An 18660-nucleotide genomic window follows, 5' to 3' on the forward strand; every position below is an offset into this window, starting at 1 on the left:
ATTCCATTTATACACTGTACTCTAAGCGTTGTTATCAGTTACAACTCAATACGGATTCGCTCGATAACATCCTTGACGAGTTCCAGCTCATCGATCAACTCTACAATCCTGCTATCCGGTATCAAGCCATCTGCAACATCATCTATATCTTCTACAAAGCACTCTGTATTCATTGCAGTTCACCTCCGCAATTATTGACTAAATTGAAGTGATATTAAATCGTAAATTTTCTTGAATACAAAGCAAAGACACGTTTCGCTTTACCCCATATTTCTGAAAATAGAAGATACAGAACCTTTACGATGACCTGACAAATAGTCAAAATGACAACTGGTACTGTCAATCAGCCTGTGAAACAATATGACCGGAGCCGTAATCGAAAAACCAGATTAACGGATTGATAATATTAATTATTATATTTTTAAAAAATAAAACACCATCAGATTTTCAAACTGCCAGACAAAACATGCGTCTTTACTAATAGGGGATTATTTATTTTGTCCGGCCAATTTGTCAGTTTTACCTGTATTGAATGGCATTGCCGAAAACTAAGCAAAAGAATTTTTATCTGTACATTTCCCGCTCATGCTCTAAGCGTTCCCGTTCCAATTCATCGAAATACTTACTTTCTTCACGTTGCATTTCTTCATAGTGTTTACGCTGCTCTCGCTCTATTTCCTCATAGTGTTTTCGCCTTTCTTTTTCCAATTCATGTTCCCGCTTCATCCATTCACGTTCATTTTTCATGTGTTCTTTGCGGTGCTCCCATTCGTCCTTACATGGGGAATCTGCAAGTGTGATTGAAGATGAAACAATTAACAGTACTGTGCAACCTGCAATAAAATAATTCATTCTGTTCATCTATCATTCTTCAATTGATAAGTATAAGGTCATTTGATGATAGTAATTGCTTGCAACTGAATTTGGGCTGAATAAAAGACATAGAGTGTATCTATCAGCAATCAGCCAATGACCATTTGATGGATTGTTTATATTCTACTCATGAAAAAATAAGCCGTGAGCGGCTGTTTAAGTCAGAATCCACCGCCAATTTCTCTCACAACACCATAATGATCAACCAAACAAAGACCTGGTGGGACATTGTTGAAAAAAGCACCACAAGCACTTGGTGGGCTTTGCTGCCCCGGTGGTAATTCAGGGTTCCAGATACGGCACTCCCCGGGAGGGGGCAAATGTCCGGGAGGATTTTCAGGAAAGTCACAAGCCGAGCCGGAATGAACGACGGGGCAAGCAAAACCAACAATATTTCCAGTCAAATAACTGGGCTCAAATGTCTGAAGTTCGGGATTGTAAACTTGGCTAATTCGGGAGAAATCACCTTCCAACGTTTCCGGTATCAAGTTCACATGATAGGTGTCATTACCCAAATGCCAAGTAGATAAAAGATTCATGCGCCAAATATTGTTTATCAACTCAGCATTACCACCTACGGGCAGTGCATCGGCAGATGTTTCCAGTGTACCCAAAACTGTGATGTGATTGTCTCTCATGTTGTCCACTCCCATTCTGAGTACACCTTCCTTGATTTCAACTGGTTGACCATCAAGTACAGCATTAACAGTCATTACCAAGCATACTTGCCCCAAATAACTCGAAGCAACGGCTTGATTAAATGGTTTCAGAAACAGCCCAGTCAGCAATACAAAGCTTCCTGCAAAAAATGTTCTGTAATTTAACATTATTGTTTCCTCCCCCTGTCCGATTAATGAGCAGAATTCTTTACTTATTTTTTGCTTTACAATAGCCGAAAAAGATTTACATCTGATTCTGTTCCGGTCAAGTCGAACCGGACACTTCAATCTGAGACATTTCATATTGACCGTAGACATTCCGCAACCTGCCGTGTGTAACCGGTCATTGCTGAAATATCGAATATAATCTGCCAGATCCTTTTTCATAGGATTCCATGTTAGCTGCGCCACTTTGAAAATCCAATCATGCTTCAAGTTACCGAAGAACCGTTCAACGACGGCATTATCCCAACACGCGCCTACGCTGCCCATCGAAATCCGGATACCATAGGCGACCTGTAATATTCGATAAAAACAGCTGGTATACTGTGAGCGGCAATCGCTATGAAAAAACAATCCAGGCTTTGGTTGACACAGGTTAATTGCTTTCCATCAATGCCTTGCAGACCAAGTCTTTTGTCAGGCGCCTGCGATGTACCACCCCACGATGCGGCGGAAGTATAAACCCATCACAATCACCAGATACATTCAGCCTTCATTTGTGCGCAGATAGGTGATGTCTCCAGACCAGACTTCGTCCTTACCAGCGGGATTGAACTTCCGGTTGAGCAAGTCGTCAACAACCGCATCACTTTGTTTCCGTTTCGTCGTCACTTTGAAAGCAACACGCTGCCGAACTTTCAGATTTAATCGGCGCATTAGTGTACGGGTACGATACCGGCCAATGTGGAAACCTTCTTCACACAGTTTCCTAAATAATTTCCGACCGCCAAGACTGTTTCTGCTTTCCTTGATGGCTTTTCTGTTTTCCCATCCTGTCTTCGTCATAATGAGGATGTCATCCATATATCGGGTGTAGTAACAGTTTTTCTTCTGGCTGAACAAGTCATCCAATACGTCTAGATAATCCAGCAGCGTCACTTATTTTGTCAGGTTTATCTTTAGGTTTGGCCAGACGCGCTGCAATATCTGTCAGCATTTGGTGGCACATCACTAATCAGAAGCAAAGAGCACCAACAAATTGATGGTACGTCAAAAGATTTTATGCGATGTTATGAGGCGTGGGATAGTCCATAAAACTCAATAAATACAATAAATTTGTTCTTATATGAGGTTTTATGAAACTCAAAATTGGTGCCCGGGGCCGGAGTCGAACCGGCACGGACGCAATGTCCGAGGGATTTTAAGTCCCCTTCAGACTGTATTTTCCTGTGTTGATCCACATTCAAAAAATCCCTGATTATCATTGAATATAAACACTTTTACAAAATACGTGTTTTTATGCGCGTTGATCGGTAATTGTTAAAATTGATAAAATTTGCTTACAATATGCTTACAAATATCGTTACAAAAGTTTCAAGGGATTAATCTGGGGATTTTATGGCAAAGATCAAATTAACAACCGGACGCATTGCAAGCTTTCAATGTGCTGAGGGCAAGAAACAGGATTTTCTATGGTGCAGTGAGGTTAAAGGGCTGGCAGTCCGAGCAACTGCCTCATCCGATACCAAGCGTTACATTTACCAATCCCGGCTTAACGGTAAGACCATCCGCTTAACCATCGGCAAGGTAGAAGTATGGAGTATTCCCGAAGCTAAAACCGAAGCCCGCCGGTTACAGATTTTAATCGATCAGGGCAACGACCCGCGCGAAGTGAAAAAAGAAAAAGCCGAAAAAGATGAAGCCGCCAAGCTTGCACGAGTGCAGGAAGAAACACGCGAACGGTTGACGTTTGGCGAAGCGTGGAACGAATACCTGAAAGCCCGGAAAGCGAAATGGTCAGAGTCGCACTATAAAGACCACATGAAAATGATCCGGGCAGCCGGAGACCCTTACAAGCGAATCGACAAACTGACTATTCCGGGATTACTCACACCCTTCCTGGACATGCCGCTTAGGGACATATCCAAGGAACTATTGACCACCTGGGCGGACAAGGAAAGCCAGCAACGACCAACACAAGCCCGCCTTGCACTGCGTTTGCTGCGGGCTTTTTTCAACTGGTGCAGTGAACACGATTTATACAGCCATATTGTCCAGACCAATCCCACAAGCAACAAGGCAATCCGTGAAACACTTGGCAAGACGATGGCTAAAAACGACGTGTTACAGCGTGAACAACTGCCCGCATGGTTCAGCGCAGTGCGACAACTTCAAAACCCCGTAATCAGTGCCTACCTGCAAACCGTTTTGCTGACCGGCGCACGGCGTGAAGAAATCCTGCAAATAAAATGGGAAGATATAGATTTTCAATGGAACAGCATGACCATTCGTGACAAAGTGGACGGGCTGCGCGTCATTCCCTTAACGCCTTATGTTAGCCATTGTCTGGCTTCCCTACCCCGGCGCAATCAGTGGGTATTCAGTAGTCCTGCATCCGCAAGCGGCAGACTGTCAGAACCAGCCGCAGGACATAGCAAAGCCTGTGCGATTGCTGGCATTGAATTGACTATCCACGGCTTGCGCCGCTCTTTCGCCAGTCTTTGCGAATGGGTAGAAATGCCCGCCGGAATCGCTGCACAAATACAAGGGCACAAGCCCCAAGGCGTGCGGGAAAAAAGCTATATTAGAAGACCACTTGATCTACTTAGAAAGTGGCATATAAAAATTGAAGATTGGATATTAGAACAAGCCGGAATTGAATTTACACCAACAAAAACAAACACAGGTTTAAGAGCAATCATTTAATAGGATTTTTATTTAAAATAGAAAGTTTAGATTCCTGATTTAATTTCAGCTAACGAGAATACTATATAAATGTTCAGAGATCTTGGAGAGCTTGAGCATATTTTTGAACAACTCGATATTGACAGTGAGTTACCTGGTCAGGAGCGACTGAACTGGATTTGCGGCAAAAATTCAGAATTTAACATTCGCATAAATGCACTTATGAAATCAGTTTGCAAACTGGAACTTGCGCATGGAGTAACACCTGGCAAATCATATCAATCAGAGATTCTCGCCAATTTGTACTATCGTATTCAAACTTGCACAAAACCTTCCATACTAAAGGCGTACTTGCCTGAATTAAAAGAGCTGTTATTTAAGGCTTACGTGATCAGCCTTGATCGACGAATTGACAGTGTCCGTAAATATTCTTTAGCAAAAAATGAATTAGTTGAACATGGAAGTAAATTCCGGGGGACAAATAAACGTAACACGGACGCATTAGGTACATTGCTACTCCAAATTCTTGTTGAAAACGGGAAAAAAACACCAGCAAAAGCTGTAATCAACAAGCTTAGTGAACTAGCTGATAATAATCATAAACTGATTGATGAAGTCGATGATGAAGCTGTCTACTGGAACAAAAATAAAAAAACATCTTTTAAACGCATCAGTGACCGCTTGTCCACGCTAAGAAAAAGAATCTAATATTTTTTCCCGGCTTTCGCTAAACCGGGAAACAGATTTCATACCATGAATACATCTCAACAATTTAATGTATTCAAGTATGGAAAAATTCAATAATCAATTCCCACCAATCGAACAAGTCACGCGTACAGCAGTAACCACAAACGAAGCGGCATTTTATCTAAACCGCAAACCCCAAACACTGAGAATCTGGGCCATGAATGAGAATGGCCTGATTCGCCCTATTCGCATTAATGGCCGCTTGGCTTGGCCGGTTTCAGAAATTAAACAGTTGCTTGGCGTAGAGGGTTAGAGCAATGTCTGAAAAAAAATGTTACCCCGCCTATGGTAAAAGAATCAAATTAATGAGAGACAAAGGGCTGGTTCCAAGCAGCGATGTGATCATTACCTTTAACTGGAAAATCGGAAGGCTTTTTACTCGAATTGTAATACCTGCAAACAAGCCCATTAAGTCATTATATTTCAATTACTTGACAGGATTAAGCGTAATGATTGCACACAGCTTCAATGACGCACACATGCTGCCTGATTTAATTAACGAAGTTTTGCAGGTCAATCCCAGAATTTTGGCAACTTTTAATTACATGCTGGCAAAGCAGAATGTTACCGACAATCCGGCATTTTACTTGGTGCACTCCACAAGAGAATTGACATGAAAGATTTCAGAGAAGCCACTGAAGAAGAACAAGCGGCATATAAGACATTGAACCAGCAACGCATTGGCACCAAAGCAAACTGTATCGGATTAAGTGATTTTTTAACGCTCGAATTGCCACCACGTGAACTTTTGATTGCCCCCTGGTTACCCAAACAAAGCCTGTCCATGCTATTTGCCTGGCGTGGGATGGGTAAAAGCTGGTTAGCCTTGTCTATTGGTTATGCGGTTGCAAGTGGCGGCCAGATTCTGGGCTGGACAGCCCCAAAAAGATACCATGTTCTATACATTGACGGGGAGTTACCGGCGTATACATTGCAGCAACGATTAACCTTGATTGCAAATAGCTTCGATACAAAACCAGAAGAAAACGGCTTTAAACTGATAACGCCCGATCTTCAGTTAAATGGCATTATGCCGAACTTGTCCGATTTATACGGCCGGGAGCAAATAAATTCTATTGCCCAAGATGTTGACTTAATCATACTGGACAACCTATCTACATTGGCCAGAGGTGGCCGGGAGAACGAATCGGAATCATGGCTACCTATTCAAGAATGGGCGTTACAACATCGTGCACAAGGACGTTCGGTATTATTCATTCACCATTCTGGAAAAAATGGAAATCAGCGAGGAACAAGCCGCAAAGAAGATGTACTTGATACCGTCATCAATTTACGCAGGCCGCCTGATTATGAATCATCTGATGGTGCTAAATTTGAACTGCATTTTGAGAAAGCGCGTAATCTTACTGGTGATGAAGCGATGCCGCTTGAAGTAGAGATGCACAGTGATCATGAGAAGATAACCTGGATGCATAAACCCGTTTCAGATTCAATCATAGACAGAATCGAGGTGTTCATTGAGGATGGCTCAAGCAGACAGGAAATCATGGCGGAAACTGGGTTATCACGTTTTCAATTATCAAGAATCGTAAAAAAAGCTAATGAATCAGGCCGAAATATCAAGTTGCCCGATTCAAGAAAAAAATAACAAGTTACAGCATGCATCATAGATCAGTATTTACGCATTGATATTTTGTGCGATTGTGCACCCCCTAATAATGCGCACATTCGCACATTACAATTATTTTTTAATTACAGGTATTGTTATTACTGTGCAGGATGGCCTGAAAGTCAGTATTGGCGGTATTCCTAGATGCAATATATAAAATACAGTATCTGCAAAAGTAAAATTGAGGCCGCACATTACTTGCTCAAAGCATTAAATCTGTAATCCAGATTTCTGATCATTTACAATTAGGATAAGGAATATGCAATAGAGGCTAAAAAAAGTAGTTTACCGAGTATTTCCCCTGGGGAGGGTTAAAAGTCTACAGTTATTTTTTCATAAACCGGCTGCATACCTTTTTATTCAAAACCGCGAAATAAAACAGGGGGGTAGTGAATTTAATATAGTTAGTTCATCCAATTAACTGTCTAGCTATAACTTGGCGTAAATATTACACCTACTAAACAAAACCAACAAAAACCATGACCGAGGAACAACGAAGGCGGCTACAGCAGCAGCTTTGGAATATCGCCAATACGCTGCGCGGCAAGATGAACGCGGATGAATTCCGGGATTACATTCTGGGGTTCATTTTTTACAAATACCTGTCTGAAAAAGTAGAACACTATGCGGATTCAGTGCTGGCTGAAGATCAGCTTGAATTCGCCAAACTGAGCGAGAACACCGAGGAAGGGGCGCAGATCGTTGAAGCCGTGCAGGAAGCCACCATCAAAGAGCTGGGTTATTTCCTGAAACCTTCAGAGTTGTTTCACGCTATTGCGCTAAAGGGTAACAGCCAAGCAGAAAGCGATGATGAAACCGAAGCCAGTAATTTTATTCTGGATGATCTCACGCGCATTCTGAAGAACATCGAACAAAGCACGCTTGGCACAGAAAGCGCGGATGATTTCAGTAACCTGTTTGAAGACCTTGATTTAACATCATCCAAGCTGGGTTCGACGGTAAAAGCCAAGAATGCACTGGTGGCCAAGATACTGGCACATCTCGACAAGATCGATTTTAGGCTAGCCGATGGTACGGCGGACATTCTGGGCGATGCATACGAATACCTGATTGGCGCATTTGCCAGCGGCGCGGGTAAAAAAGCCGGTGAATTTTACACCCCGCAGCCGGTTTCCTCTTTACTGGCCAAGCTTGTCACCAGCCAGAATAAAAACATCCGCGCATTGTATGATCCAACGTGTGGCAGCGGTTCTTTGTTATTACGCGTCACGCGCGAAGCGGCGCATGTGGACAAGATTTACGGGCAGGAACTGAACCGCACCACGTATAACCTGGCACGTATGAACATGATATTGCATGACGTGCATTATGCCGATTTTGATATCCGTCAGGATGATACGCTGGAACACCCGCAACACAGGGAATTACGCTTTGATGCCATTGTTGCCAATCCGCCGTTTTCAGCTAAATGGAGCGCCAGCCCGTTATTCATGAGCGATGACCGTTTCAGCATTTACGGCAAACTGGCACCCGGCAGCAAAGCGGATATGGCGTTTGTTCAGCACATGATTTACCAGTTATCGGATGATGGCACTATGGCCGTTGTATTACCGCACGGTGTACTGTTCCGTGGTGCGGCTGAAGGCCATATCCGCCAGTATCTGGTTGAACATATGAACTGCCTTGATGCCGTCATTGGCCTGCCTGCCAATATTTTCTATGGCACCAGCATACCCACTTGTGTACTGGTATTCAAGAAATGCCGCAGACACCCGGACGATATTTTATTCATTGATGCCAGCCGGGAATTTGACAAAGCCAAAACGCAAAACATTCTGAGGCCGGAACATATCCAGAAAATAGTCGATGCCTACACATCGCGTAAAGACCAAGACAAATTCAGCCATGTGGCGAGTCTCGAAACCATCCGGGAAAACGACTATAACCTGAACATACCGCGATATGTAGACACGTTTGAAGCCGAGGAAGAAATTGACCTGAACAGTATCGCTGAGCAACTCAAAGCACTGGATCAACAAAACCAGAAGACCGACGCCACGATTGCGGCATATTGTGAAGAACTGGGCATTGCGCCACCGTTTGCGGTGACTGGGAAATGAATATGAATGTGCCTAAGTTACGGTTTAAAGGATTTTCTGATGATTGGATTAAAAAAAAGATTGGTGAAATAACTTTGAAAGTTGGTAGTGGTAGTACTCCAAGAGGCGGTGAAAAAGTATATCAATCAAATGGCATTCCATTTATCAGAAGCCAGAATGTGAATAACAATTTTCTAAATCTAAAGGATTTAACATTTATACCTGATGCGATACATAAACAGATGCAAGGTAGCACGGTTAAAGCAAATGATATTTTATTAAATATTACCGGTGCATCAATTGGAAGAAGCTGTGTTGTTCCAGATAATTTTAAGGAAGGTAATGTTAACCAACATGTTTGTATCATTAGGCTGAAATCTGGTTTTCTTTCTCGATTCATTCAACCATTTTTAAGTTCTACACGTGGCCAAAAGTTAGTTTTAAGTCACCAAGTTGGAAGTGGTAGAGAAGGCCTGAATTTTCAAGCCGTAAGATCGTTTAGTATTGATATTCCATCCTTTCCAGAACAAACCAAAATCGCCAACTTCCTCACCGCCATCGATGAAAAAATCACCCAACTCACGCAAAAAAACGACTTATTAAAGCAATACAAAAAAGGCGTCATGCAGCAGATTTTCAGCCAAAAGCTGCGGTTTAAGGATGACGATGGACGGGAGTTTCCGGAATGGGAAACAAAGCAATTAGGTTCGTTGGTTAAAGTTTATGATGGCACACATATGACGCCAAAGTACCAGAATCAAGGGATACCCTTTTATAGTGTTGAACATGTAACAAATAATAATTTTAAAGAAACCAGGTTTATTTCAAGAGAAGTTTTTGAAAAAGAAAATAAAAGAGTAAAGCTGGAAAAGGGCGATATTCTAATGACAAGGATTGGGGATATTGGCACTCCAAAGTATATAAATTGGGAAGTTGAAGCCTCATTCTATGTAAGCCTCGCCTTACTAAAGCAATCTAAGAAAATAAATTCGTTGTATCTGTCTCATTACATTGGATCAGATTCATTTCAAGGTGAACTTCACAAAAGAACTATTCATGTGGCATTCCCTAAAAAAATAAATCTTGGTGAAATTAGTCATTGCCTGGTTAGTTATCCGTGCATAACCGAACAAATAAAAATTGCCAACTTCCTCACCGCCATCGACGATAAAATCACCCAGACCCAAGCCCAGCTTGAAGCCGTCAAACACTACAAGAATAGCTTGTTACAGCAAATGTTTGTCTGATTACCCGATATGACCACCCAATCAGAATTTGCACTGGAACAAGGTTTAATTGAACAACTGGAACGCATGGAATATGCGCGGGCGCATGTTGATGACGAAGCGGCAATGCTTGCCAACCTAAAACGCCAGCTTGAAATCCATAACAATAATATTCAGCTAACGGAACCCGAATTTGAACGCATACTGAACCATTTGAATACCGGTACTGTGGTGGATCGCGCCCGCATACTACGCGATAAATTCGCACTCAAACGCGAAGCCGCCAACGGCCAACCGGCTGAAACAATCTGGCTGAGTTTCCTGAACTGTGATGACTGGTGCCTGAATGAATTTCAAGTAACCAACCAGATCAGCATGGCAGGCAAGCGCAAAAACCGCTATGACGTCACTATCCTGATCAACGGCTTGCCACTGGTACAGATCGAACTCAAACGGCGCGGCGCAGAATTGAAAGTGGCATTTCACCAAGTAAACCGCTATCAGCATGAATCGTATGATGCAGGCGCGGGACTGTTCCAGTATGTGCAACTGTTCATTATCAGCAATGGCGTCAATACCAAGTATTTTGCAAACAACAGATATCAAACGTTTGAACAGACTTTTTTCTGGACGGACAAGGCAAATAACCGCTATTCGGACTTGAGCGAATTTACCGCCGTATTCCTGAAACAATGCCATATTGCCAAAATGATCACGCATTATACGGTGATCACCGAACAGGGCATTTTGAAAGTATTGCGCCCGTATCAGTATTACGCCACTGAAGCACTGGTCGACCGGGTAAAGAACAGCAACCAGAACGCGTATATCTGGCATACAACAGGATCAGGCAAGACGCTGACGTCATTCAAGGCCAGCCAGATCATCACACGCATGCCTAAAGTGCATAAGGTCATGTTTGTGGTTGACCGCAAAGACCTGGATTACCAGACCACGACCGAATTTAACGCATTTTCCAAAGGCAGCGTAGACGCCACCACCAACACGCACCACTTGGTGAAACAACTGAACGACAGCACCACCCGGTTGATTGTCACCACGTTGCAGAAAATCAACAACGCGCTAAAAAACCCGCGTTACTTTGACAAAATTGCGCATTTGCAGGATGAGAAGTTTGTATTCATATTCGATGAATGCCACCGTTCACAATTTGGCGAAACGCACCAGAACATCAAGCGGTTTTTTACCAATGCGCAGATGTTCGGTTTTACCGGAACGCCGATTTTTGCCGATAACGCCAAATCGGGTTTTGGGCTGATCAAGACCACCAAAGACCTGTTTGGCGAGTGCCTGCATAAATATGTGATTGTCGACGCCATCAAGGATGAAAACGTACTGCGTTTTGCGGTTGAATACGTTGGTAAATACCAGTACAAGGACAGTGCCAATAATTTGGATATCGAAGTCGAGGATATCGACAAAAAGGAACTATTGGATAGCCCGCAGCGGCTGGAAAGAATCGTGGATTATATCCTTGCCCACCATGCGCAGAAAACCAAAACACCGAGCTTTACCGCGATGTTTTGCGTGAGTAGCATTGAAAGCCTGATTACCTACTATGAGCTGTTCAAACAAAGACAGGCAGCACTCAAACCCATTCGCCCGTTAAAGGTGGCCACCATCTTCAGTTATGCCGCCAATGAACCCAGTCAACTGGCCAATGGCATGATCCCGGAAGAATCGCCCGATGTGCCCAGCGATGCCAGAATTGATCAAAGCAGCCGTGACAAGCTGGACGCCTTCATCAATGACTATAACACGCTGTTTGGAACGCGCTACAGCACGAATGACAGCCAATCGTTCTATAACTACTATCAGGATATAGCCAAGCGCGTCAGAAACGCTGAAATCGATATTTTGCTGGTGGTGAATATGTTTCTGACCGGCTTTGACAGCCCGCGCCTGAATACGCTGTATGTCGACAAGAATTTAAGATTTCATGGACTGGTGCAAGCATTCTCACGTACCAACCGCATACTGAACGAAAAGAAATCACAGGGTAATATCGTTTGCTTCAGAAACCTGAAAAAAGCTACTGATGAAGCCATAGCGCTATTCTCGAACAAAGACGCTAAAGAAACGGTATTACTCGAACCGTATGACAACTACGTCAAGAAATTCAATAAAGCCACCGAGGAACTGTTAGCCATTACGCCAACGGTGCAAAGTGTGGACACCTTGCCCGATGAAAACGCGCTGCGTGATTTTGTCGTTAAATTCCGGGAATTGATGCGCGTCAAAAACATCCTGACCACATTTGCCGATTTTGAAGATAAAGACCTGACAATGGACGCGCAGACCTTTGAAGACTTCAAAAGCAAATACCTGGATGTGCATGAACAGACAAAGAGAAGGGATGATCCTGACAAAGTATCGATTCTGGAAGATGTCGACTTTGAATTGAGCCTGATTCACCGCGATGAAATCAATGTGGCTTATATCCTGAATCTGCTGATAAGCCTGAACAAACTTGACCCGGATGAAGCGAAAAAACGCCAGAAAGAAATTATTGACCTAGTGGCCGGTGAAGTACAACTGCGCAGCAAACGCGCATTGATAGAAGCCTTCATCGACGAAAACCTGCCCAAACTGAAACCGAACGATGATGTTATCAAGGCATTTGAGAAATTCTGGGACAGCAGCAAAAAAGATGCGCTTGATAAACTGTGCGTGAATGAAAACATCAATCCGCAGCAATTGGAAAAACTGCTGACCAATTACGCATTCGCCAGCCGTTTTCCGCGTGATCAGGAAATTGTCGATTCACTCAACTTCAGACCGAAAATACTTGAACGTAAATCAGTCATTGGCCGCGTGAGGGACAAGATTAAATCGTTTATTAATACATTTGTTGAAGGCATGGGCGGCAGTGTCTGAAGTATTTTTTAAAAATATTAATTTTTGACAAAGCCTAAATCTTTAATTATCTCTATAACGAGATCTCTGACATTTGAGTAATAACTATCATACCTATCTGATAATGTTATAAATTTTATGGAATCGTCAGAAGCATCGGATAATTTTGGAGTTGGTGGTAAAACATTTTTAAAAATTTTGCAGTTTTTAAATTTTGCAAAATGATTTAGCTCATCTTTATGAAGTTTAAATTGTCTGGCTCTTTTGTCCGTTTTATTAAGAACAAAGCCTAATAACTTAAAGTTGTTTCTACGCCCCTTCCAATTTTTAATATTTTCAAGCATATTTAATGTGCCAGATAGGGCGTTAACGTTCAATCTGTTTGGCTCTGTTGGAACAATAAAGTATTCTGCTAGAAATGCACCAACTAAAGAGAACTTGTTTACTTTTGATATACTTCCCGGCAAGTCGACAAAAATAAAATCATATTTTGCAACTAGTTCACTTTCTATCCAGTGAGCCAATTCTAATGAATCATCAATAGAAGCTTTTTCATCAAAGCTCAGTGCTAAATTTGGCTCAGATACCATGACATCGAGATTTCCAAGTCGGGTTTTTCTCGTTTTTGTTTCACTATTTTCTTCTCTGGTAAAAATGAACTTTGATAAATCTGGTTCTTCTTTTTTATCAAGTTTAGCATTCAATATATAAGGAAGCGTTAATGAATTGTTAATAATTTCCGACACCTTTTCTATACCTAGCACCGCATTCGCACAAGAAGCTTGAGGATCAAAATCCATAACTAACACTTTGGATTTTTTTTTGTTTATAGTAATTGATGAAAGAAAATCAGATAAAAAAAGTGATAGTGTTGTTTTACCCACGCCGCCTTTGTTGTTGTATATTGCGATTGATTTGGCCATTTTATATCCTCTGTTTGCTTCGAAGTACACGTGTGGTATGCGTAATCAAAATTCGATATTTTTTGTAGGCAAGGCTTGTCATGCCACAAGAAGCTTAACGGAAAAAATTTTAATTACTTGACGATCTGTCTCCCAATACGTTTTTCGACAAGTCATGCCATATAAATCTATTGATATTAACTGTGGTAATTTGTGAAAACTTTATTTTGAAATAACCCATTAACTAATCTGTAATTATTCACAAATGTGCGGCGGCATTCAATATCAGGATCAGAAAATCCATTTTCCTCAACCAGATGCAAAATTGCCTCTATTATTGCGTAGCGGCGGCGTGACCTGGGTAACATGGGGTAATCGCAAAAAAGAAGCAAACAGAAAGTTTCCGAATGGCGGCTGGGCGCGGCTGGATTCAATTAAAGCAGGTAAATGGAAACCCTGGCACCCGAGGCCGGTTTTAATCGTTGCTGATCAATTCATGGAAAAAGACTATGATGAGCAGTCCCACTGGATAGAACTGGACAAAACGCTGGTGATTCAGGGTTTATTGGCTGAACGAACAAAAGAACAAAAGATTGAACAGCGGGTTTATGTTGTTACGACTGAGACACCGCCAGAATATGCGTGGATACATGACAGGTGGCCAAGATTGGTCAAGTTTCAGGTTAAAAGCCGGTGAATCGGTCAGCCGGGACAGAACCCCGACCGACCGCGAGAACCGAAACTATTTTTCATATCAGTAATTAATAAGATCGAACATTCACGGCGAAACTTTAGAATTATTTTAGCCATCGTTTGACTACCCTGAAACACTGCCCACTTTACGTGGGTTTTTAATGTCTGCTATTTGCAGAATTTGCTTACAAATCCCGTTACATTTTTTAGCGGGCTGAAAAATTTACCCAATCAACCTAAAGCAAATTTTGTTGTAACTTTTTGTTTTTGTTGGTGCCCGGGGCCGGAGTCGAACCGGCACGGACGCAATGTCCGAGGGATTTTAAGTCCCTTGTGTCTACCAATTTCACCACCCGGGCATATAAATATATAAAATACAATGAGTTACAGTTATTGCTATCAAGTAAATTCAGAAGATTATAACCTGAAAAAAATTGTAATAGTAGCGTCAAATTTGTATTTGCATGATTCACTACAGATTTCAATACGTTTATTACGCATTTTCTACATTAACCAGAAGGAATCGGAAATAAGCTACATACAGTGAATTGTTGGCACGGATTAGCTCAATCTACAGTGCTTTAATTCAAATTGAAGTGGAGGCGGGGGTCGGAATCGAACCGGCGTAGACGGCTTTGCAGGCCGCTGCATAACCACTCTGCCACCCCGCCTTTGTGCTTTTCTAGAAAATACCAATTGCCGGCAAAAAATTGGAATTTGGAGATTTTGCTCTAAAATGGAGCGGGAAACGAGGCTCGAACTCGCGACCCCAACCTTGGCAAGGTTGTGCTCTACCACTGAGCTATTCCCGCATTTTGTACGATCAGAAGTTTTCTTTTATATCGAAAGTAAACACCCAAAAGACAAGGCAAGGATTATAGAGACTCTGTTTTTTTTGTCAAGGTATGTATTGAAAGTATGTAAAGTATAAAGTTTTTCCAAAGAAAACTGTCTGGGCCCAAACTGTCTGGATTACTCTCGACAATGCTGCTTTAAAATACACGCAGGAGCAAAACCGGATTTTAGCCTACACACATTTGCAGAGGCACCGCGATTCTGGTGCGCTTGAATTTTGACTCGACAACCGGCTTTCTTGTTTCGTTGTTACCCTCTCTCACTTGCTGAACCAGTGATCTTTCTTTTCTAACTTCACTTACTGTACAGCCTTAATGCCTGCTAGAAACAAATCCAGTCATTGATTAAATATGTTTTCAGAAGCACATTGCGTTCTAGATTATTGACAACAAAAAATATTCCCAGTCTTTTATCTCCACAATTATCATTAATATTACCAGTATTAATAGCGCGATCACCAAGGGCATTTCTGTCTCTGTCATCCAGCAGAGACACAGGTCGACCCATCATATTTTTATGACATTTTCAACTTTGAATAGTGTTAATAAAACAAATTTGCTTAATCTTCGAGCAACGGCCCCGCCGGTTTATGAATCGTCCGTTTAAAGATGAAATTCACAGTTTTATCCACAGAAATTGTGAATAACATATTTTCCAAAAACCTGCTGTTTTTATTGGATACCAGCAGAAAAATTGTTTCAGGTACTCCAGCTTGAATGGAAACAAGGAAAATCATATCTCAGGCTGTGTATAATCAAACTGTCTTTCACGCAATATTTTTTCCTTGAACCGAAAAATATGCAGGACATACAATTATTAAAATATGTCATCGCTGCCTTCTGAACAAAATACGATATTCGATTCAAAACAATACTGCATCATCAGCTTTTTCAGCTGAATTTGCACTTTAATCACTATGAAAATATTTGAGCAACAGCGCAGAAAATTACTTAAGTTCGGCCTGCTCGGTGGTGTAGGTGTATTTATTTCAAACCACTTGTTCTCTGCGTCGACTCTGGCTGCATCGTTAGCCAGGGCGGCACAAGATGGCCTGCTGCCGCCGGATACTAATGGCATACGCCTGCCTGAAGGATTCCGTTCACGCATCGTAGCGCATTCAGGGCAGACAATCTTCGGTTATGACTGGCATGCAGCGCCTGATGGTGGCGCAACATTTGCATCACCAGACGGTGGATGGATATACGTATCCAACAGCGAACTCGATTCCCAAAAGGGTGGTGTTGGCGCGATTCGTTTTGACCGCCTTGGCGAAATAACCGACGCCTATTCCATACTTAACAATACCACGCGAAATTGCGCGGGTGGTCATACACCATGGCAGACCTGGTTCTCATGCGAGGAATATGACAATGGTCAAGTATGGGAATGCGACCCTTTCGGCATACAACCCGCACGTTTGAGGCCTGCACTGGGTACTTTCAGCCACGAGGCTGTAGCCGTCGATTTGCAAAGTAAGCAATTGTACTTGACTGAAGATAAACCCGATGGATGTTTATACCGCTACACCGCCAGAGCAATTGATGCTACGGGCAGACCCGATCTTGATAACGGTTTTCTGGAAGTGGCCGAGGTTGTCGACGACCGCATTGGCACAGTACGCTGGCACTTAATTCACGATCCACTTGCGAAGCACACACCGACGCGTTATCAAATAAAGCAATGTACGGCATTTGATGGTGGTGAAGGTATCTGGTTCCATGCAGGCATTGTTTACTTCACCACCAAGGGAAACGATCGGATTTGGGCATACAACACGCTGAGGAAGCGGCTCACCATCATTTATAATGCTGCCCGTTATCCAAATCCTGTACTGACCGGTGTCGACAATATTACGGTCAATGCATCAGGCGAATTACTGGTGGCCGAAGACGGCGGCGATATGCAGATAGTTGTCGTCTCTTCGGACACTGTCATGCCGTTGCTACAAGTGGTTAACCATGACCGATCAGAAATTACAGGCCCCTCTTTCAGTCCGGACGGGACGCGTTTGTATTTCAGTTCGCAACGTGGTTCGACGGGCAAATCAGAAGACGGCATGACTTTTGAAATAACCGGGCCTTTTTGACTGTGCCGAATTTAATAATGATACCCAAACCTTATTAAGGAGTTAATCCATATGCCCGATAACGGCCGTTTTCTGTCCCGTTTGATCTGGATCACACTGGCGGTCATGCTGCTGATTCTTTTATTTCGCGATATGTCCGATTTCTTTATTTTCGGAGACAAACGCGAATACGCCGAACCTCGCATTGTCGAAGCGCGTGGAAATCTTGCCGAAGACGAACTCAGCACAATTGAGTTATTTGAAAACTCACGCGACTCGGTAGTTTTTATTACGACCCGTCAACGCGTCATGGACGCCTGGACACGAAATATCTTTTCCGTACCCAGTGGAACGGGTTCCGGTTTTATCTGGGATGATCACGGCCATATCATAACCAATTTTCATGTCATTAAAGGTGCCAGCGAAGCCATGGTTCGCTTGGTTGACGGACGGGACTATAAAGCAGCGCTGGTTGGCGCAAGTCCTGCACACGATATTGCTGTTCTACGCATCGGTATCGGCTTTCAACGCCCCGCGCCTGTTCCGCTCGGTACCAGCGATGATCTTAAGGTAGGGCAAAAAGTGTTTGCCATCGGCAATCCTTTCGGTCTGGACTGGACATTAACAACCGGTATCGTGTCAGCTCTCGACCGTTCACTTCCAGGTGAAAACGGACGCATAATCAGTAATCTGATTCAGACAGATGCCGCCATTAACCCTGGCAATTCTGGCGGCCCCCTGCTGGATTCTGCAGGCCGACTGATCGGCATTAATACAGCGATTTACAGTCCCAGTGGCGCAAGCGCAGGTATCGGGTTTGCCGTACCGGTCAATACCGTTAATCGAGTTGTCCCGCAACTCATCAGCCGTGGCAAATATATTCGGCCGGCATTGGGCATAACTGTCGATGGCAAGTTTAATGAACGTTTAACCAGCACTATCAATGTTAATGGAATTGTCATACTGGGCGTCGGCCGGGGCTCGGCTGCAGAGGCCGCAGGACTCAAAGGTGCCGTGATTTCTCCCGATGGCGAAATCACACCAAGGGATATCATAATCGCCATCAACGGCGAACAGGTCGATTCGGTTGAAAAGCTGTTGTCAATTATTGATGGATACCGCGTTGGTGATACCATACAAGTCAGAATAATACGCAATGAGCAGGAGATGGAAATACCTGTTACGTTACAGCCGGGTGAATAAATAACGCCACATCATCCATTCAT

The 18660-nt window shown here is 43.0% G+C and carries 16 protein-coding genes, 3 tRNA genes and 1 pseudogene; 11 read left to right on the forward strand and 9 right to left on the reverse strand.

Annotated elements, in window-relative coordinates; translation table 11 throughout:
* Nucleotides 1-38 precede the first annotated feature (38 nt).
* From BMX44_RS17370 to BMX44_RS17500, 5 genes and pseudogenes are all read right to left on the reverse strand, one after another.
* The gene (locus tag BMX44_RS17370; RefSeq protein WP_281246231.1) at nucleotides 39-173 is read right to left on the reverse strand and encodes a hypothetical protein; all 135 of its coding nucleotides are present in this window, start codon (nucleotides 171-173) and stop codon (nucleotides 39-41) included.
* A 391-nt stretch (nucleotides 174-564) separates the two neighbouring features.
* Nucleotides 565-861, reverse strand: coding sequence for a hypothetical protein (locus BMX44_RS01810; RefSeq protein WP_090627405.1), 297 nt, complete (start codon nucleotides 859-861; stop codon nucleotides 565-567).
* A 173-nt stretch (nucleotides 862-1034) separates the two neighbouring features.
* Nucleotides 1035-1700 (reverse strand): hypothetical protein, encoded by a 666-nt coding sequence (locus tag BMX44_RS01815; RefSeq protein ID WP_245738799.1) that lies wholly within the window; start codon nucleotides 1698-1700, stop codon nucleotides 1035-1037.
* 195 nt (nucleotides 1701-1895) lie between these two features.
* A pseudogene (locus BMX44_RS17495) lies at nucleotides 1896-2024 on the reverse strand (IS3 family transposase); the annotation flags it as partial.
* A gap of 216 nt (nucleotides 2025-2240) precedes the next feature.
* Nucleotides 2241-2633 carry an IS3 family transposase gene (locus BMX44_RS17500; protein WP_177167633.1) on the reverse strand — a complete coding sequence of 131 codons (393 nt, stop codon included), beginning with the start codon at nucleotides 2631-2633 and terminating at the stop codon, nucleotides 2241-2243.
* A 459-nt stretch (nucleotides 2634-3092) separates the two neighbouring features.
* On the opposite strand from BMX44_RS17500, the gene BMX44_RS01825 reads away from it, so the two are divergent.
* The 8 genes from BMX44_RS01825 (at nucleotide 3093) to BMX44_RS01860 (ending at nucleotide 12940) form a co-directional block, all read left to right on the forward strand.
* Nucleotides 3093-4400, forward strand: coding sequence for a tyrosine-type recombinase/integrase (locus BMX44_RS01825; protein WP_090627410.1), 1308 nt, complete (start codon nucleotides 3093-3095; stop codon nucleotides 4398-4400).
* Between the two features lie 69 nt (nucleotides 4401-4469).
* The gene (locus tag BMX44_RS01830; RefSeq protein ID WP_090627412.1) at nucleotides 4470-5087 is read left to right on the forward strand and encodes a hypothetical protein; all 618 of its coding nucleotides are present in this window, start codon (nucleotides 4470-4472) and stop codon (nucleotides 5085-5087) included.
* 79 nt (nucleotides 5088-5166) lie between these two features.
* On the forward strand, nucleotides 5167-5379 hold the full coding sequence (locus BMX44_RS01835) for a MerR family transcriptional regulator (protein WP_090627413.1): 213 nt from the start codon (nucleotides 5167-5169) through the stop codon (nucleotides 5377-5379).
* Between the two features lie 4 nt (nucleotides 5380-5383).
* Nucleotides 5384-5743, forward strand: a complete 360-nt coding sequence (locus BMX44_RS01840) for a hypothetical protein (RefSeq protein WP_143056864.1) — start codon at nucleotides 5384-5386, stop codon at nucleotides 5741-5743.
* Nucleotides 5740-6735 (forward strand): AAA family ATPase, encoded by a 996-nt coding sequence (locus tag BMX44_RS01845; RefSeq protein ID WP_090627417.1) that lies wholly within the window; start codon nucleotides 5740-5742, stop codon nucleotides 6733-6735. The genes BMX44_RS01840 and BMX44_RS01845 overlap by 4 nt, the downstream gene beginning before the upstream one ends.
* 500 nt (nucleotides 6736-7235) lie before the next feature.
* Nucleotides 7236-8837, forward strand: coding sequence for a type I restriction-modification system subunit M (locus BMX44_RS01850; RefSeq protein ID WP_090627418.1), 1602 nt, complete (start codon nucleotides 7236-7238; stop codon nucleotides 8835-8837).
* Nucleotides 8838-8839: 2 nt separating this feature from the next.
* Nucleotides 8840-10063, forward strand: a complete 1224-nt coding sequence (locus BMX44_RS01855) for a restriction endonuclease subunit S (protein ID WP_177167634.1) — start codon at nucleotides 8840-8842, stop codon at nucleotides 10061-10063.
* A gap of 9 nt (nucleotides 10064-10072) precedes the next feature.
* Nucleotides 10073-12940, forward strand: a complete 2868-nt coding sequence (locus BMX44_RS01860) for a type I restriction endonuclease subunit R (RefSeq protein ID WP_090627421.1) — start codon at nucleotides 10073-10075, stop codon at nucleotides 12938-12940.
* Between the two features lie 17 nt (nucleotides 12941-12957).
* Here BMX44_RS01860 and BMX44_RS01865 read toward each other — a convergent pair whose 3' ends face one another.
* Nucleotides 12958-13842, reverse strand: a complete 885-nt coding sequence (locus tag BMX44_RS01865) for a ParA family protein (RefSeq protein ID WP_090627423.1) — start codon at nucleotides 13840-13842, stop codon at nucleotides 12958-12960.
* A 304-nt stretch (nucleotides 13843-14146) separates the two neighbouring features.
* Between BMX44_RS01865 and BMX44_RS01870 the strand changes: the two genes are divergently transcribed.
* On the forward strand, nucleotides 14147-14518 hold the full coding sequence (locus BMX44_RS01870) for a hypothetical protein (RefSeq protein WP_245738789.1): 372 nt from the start codon (nucleotides 14147-14149) through the stop codon (nucleotides 14516-14518).
* 267 nt (nucleotides 14519-14785) lie between these two features.
* On the opposite strand, the gene BMX44_RS01875 is transcribed toward BMX44_RS01870, so the two are convergent.
* The 3 genes from BMX44_RS01875 to BMX44_RS01885 form a co-directional block, all read right to left on the reverse strand.
* Nucleotides 14786-14873: transfer RNA gene (locus tag BMX44_RS01875), tRNA-Leu, on the reverse strand.
* A 238-nt stretch (nucleotides 14874-15111) separates the two neighbouring features.
* A tRNA-Cys gene (locus BMX44_RS01880) sits at nucleotides 15112-15185 on the reverse strand.
* A gap of 66 nt (nucleotides 15186-15251) precedes the next feature.
* Nucleotides 15252-15326: transfer RNA gene (locus tag BMX44_RS01885), tRNA-Gly, on the reverse strand.
* 959 nt (nucleotides 15327-16285) lie between these two features.
* Between BMX44_RS01885 and BMX44_RS01895 the strand changes: the two genes are divergently transcribed.
* Nucleotides 16286-17455 carry an alkaline phosphatase PhoX gene (locus BMX44_RS01895; RefSeq protein ID WP_090627426.1) on the forward strand — a complete coding sequence of 390 codons (1170 nt, stop codon included), beginning with the start codon at nucleotides 16286-16288 and terminating at the stop codon, nucleotides 17453-17455.
* A gap of 51 nt (nucleotides 17456-17506) precedes the next feature.
* Complete coding sequence (locus BMX44_RS01900) at nucleotides 17507-18637, forward strand: S1C family serine protease (RefSeq protein ID WP_090627428.1); 1131 nt, start codon at nucleotides 17507-17509, stop codon at nucleotides 18635-18637.
* Nucleotides 18638-18660 lie beyond the last annotated feature (23 nt).

Origin of the sequence: Nitrosomonas marina (genome assembly GCF_900110145.1) — a bacterium.
GTDB classification, from domain to species: domain Bacteria; phylum Pseudomonadota; class Gammaproteobacteria; order Burkholderiales; family Nitrosomonadaceae; genus Nitrosomonas; species Nitrosomonas marina.

Excerpts from the sequence above, each read along its gene's own strand:
- BMX44_RS17370 (WP_281246231.1), bottom strand. The coding sequence starts at position 173 with ATGAATACAGAGTGCTTTGTAGAAGATATAGATGATGTTGCAGATGGC.
- BMX44_RS01810 (WP_090627405.1), bottom strand. The coding sequence starts at position 861 with ATGAACAGAATGAATTATTTTATTGCAGGTTGCACAGTACTGTTAATT.
- BMX44_RS01815 (WP_245738799.1), bottom strand. The coding sequence starts at position 1,700 with ATGTTAAATTACAGAACATTTTTTGCAGGAAGCTTTGTATTGCTGACT.
- BMX44_RS01825 (WP_090627410.1), top strand. The coding sequence starts at position 3,093 with ATGGCAAAGATCAAATTAACAACCGGACGCATTGCAAGCTTTCAATGT.
- BMX44_RS01830 (WP_090627412.1), top strand. The coding sequence starts at position 4,470 with ATGTTCAGAGATCTTGGAGAGCTTGAGCATATTTTTGAACAACTCGAT.
- BMX44_RS01835 (WP_090627413.1), top strand. The coding sequence starts at position 5,167 with ATGGAAAAATTCAATAATCAATTCCCACCAATCGAACAAGTCACGCGT.
- BMX44_RS01840 (WP_143056864.1), top strand. The coding sequence starts at position 5,384 with ATGTCTGAAAAAAAATGTTACCCCGCCTATGGTAAAAGAATCAAATTA.
- BMX44_RS01845 (WP_090627417.1), top strand. The coding sequence starts at position 5,740 with ATGAAAGATTTCAGAGAAGCCACTGAAGAAGAACAAGCGGCATATAAG.
- BMX44_RS01850 (WP_090627418.1), top strand. The coding sequence starts at position 7,236 with ATGACCGAGGAACAACGAAGGCGGCTACAGCAGCAGCTTTGGAATATC.
- BMX44_RS01855 (WP_177167634.1), top strand. The coding sequence starts at position 8,840 with ATGAATGTGCCTAAGTTACGGTTTAAAGGATTTTCTGATGATTGGATT.
- BMX44_RS01860 (WP_090627421.1), top strand. The coding sequence starts at position 10,073 with ATGACCACCCAATCAGAATTTGCACTGGAACAAGGTTTAATTGAACAA.
- BMX44_RS01865 (WP_090627423.1), bottom strand. The coding sequence starts at position 13,842 with ATGGCCAAATCAATCGCAATATACAACAACAAAGGCGGCGTGGGTAAA.
- BMX44_RS01895 (WP_090627426.1), top strand. The coding sequence starts at position 16,286 with ATGAAAATATTTGAGCAACAGCGCAGAAAATTACTTAAGTTCGGCCTG.
- BMX44_RS01900 (WP_090627428.1), top strand. The coding sequence starts at position 17,507 with ATGCCCGATAACGGCCGTTTTCTGTCCCGTTTGATCTGGATCACACTG.